This window comes from Nocardioides sp. NPDC057577 (assembly GCF_042801335.1).
GTDB lineage: Bacteria > Actinomycetota > Actinomycetes > Propionibacteriales > Nocardioidaceae > Nocardioides.
In genome coordinates this window covers 1-1043 of record NZ_JBHVGB010000369.1, presented here as the reverse complement: position 1 = coordinate 1043, position 1043 = coordinate 1, and the positions used below count along the sequence as shown (strand labels likewise).

Annotated in this window: 1 protein-coding gene; it reads left to right on the top strand. The window is 66.3% G+C overall.

Annotated features, from left to right (window positions below; genetic code table 11):
* Window positions 1–130 precede the first annotated feature (130 nt).
* Complete coding sequence (locus ACFU7D_RS29860; RefSeq protein ID WP_378874192.1) at window positions 131–1003, top strand: serine protein kinase RIO; 873 nt, start codon at window positions 131–133, stop codon at window positions 1001–1003.
* The last annotated feature ends 40 nt before the right edge of the window (window positions 1004–1043 follow it).

Here is a 1043-nt window from a genome sequence, read left to right as displayed (position 1 = left end):
GTCCTCCACCATGGACCGCGACCGGCGTTCCTCGTCCACGAGGCGCCCCTGATCGAGAGGAGCAGACCCATGACTGTCTCTGTCTTGTGCCTGCCCACAGACAACATCTCTCGCATCAGGAGCACCCGAAGTGACTCAGGAGAACATCTCCGCTGATCCTCTCGAGGGGATCAACTCGAATTTCGTCTTCGACTTCCAGACCTATGACGATCTGGAGGACGGACAACGCTGGTCCACCTGGCTCTCCGTGGAGCCCCTCTCCCGTGGACCGGAGCCGCGCCCGGACTGGGTGGTGACCTCTCAGGGGGCCATCGACACCGAGCTCGGCATCCTCAAGACCGGCAAGGAGGCCGACGCCTTCCTGCTGGTCCGCGCCGACCCGCTCTTCCCGGAGCAGGAGGCGCTGATGGTCGCCAAGCGCTACCGCGACACCGACCATCGCACCTTCCACCGGGCCGCGAGCTACACCGAGGGCCGTTCGGTCAAGCGCTCCCGTGACGAGCGCGCACTGAAGAAGAACTCGACCTTCGGCCGCGAGGTCGCCAAGGCCGAGTGGGCCAACGCCGAGTGGAACGCGCTCGTACGCTGCTGGAACCTCGGCCTCCCGGTCCCCTATCCGGTGCAGATCGACGGCACCGAGATCCTGATGGAGTGGATCGCCGTCGACAGCGGCAACGGGGAGCTCGAGACGGCTCCGCGACTCGCCCAGACCCGCCCGGAGCGCCACGTCCTGGAGATGTGGTGGGACGGGCTCGTCGAGGCGCTGGCCACGATGGTCCAGGCTGGGCTGGTCCACGGTGACCTCTCGCCCTACAACATCCTGGCCCAGCAGGACCGGCTGGTGATCATCGACCTCCCCCAGATCATCGACCTCGTCGGCAACCCCCTGGGTTTCGACTTCCTGCTTCGTGACATCACCAACGTCGCGAAGTGGTTCCAGGCCCGTGGCTTGGAGGTCGACGAGCACGAGGTCTACGCCGACCTGATGGCCCACGCCTTCTGACCGGCCGAGGCGTCACTCTCGTCGGCCGAGTGGGCACCAC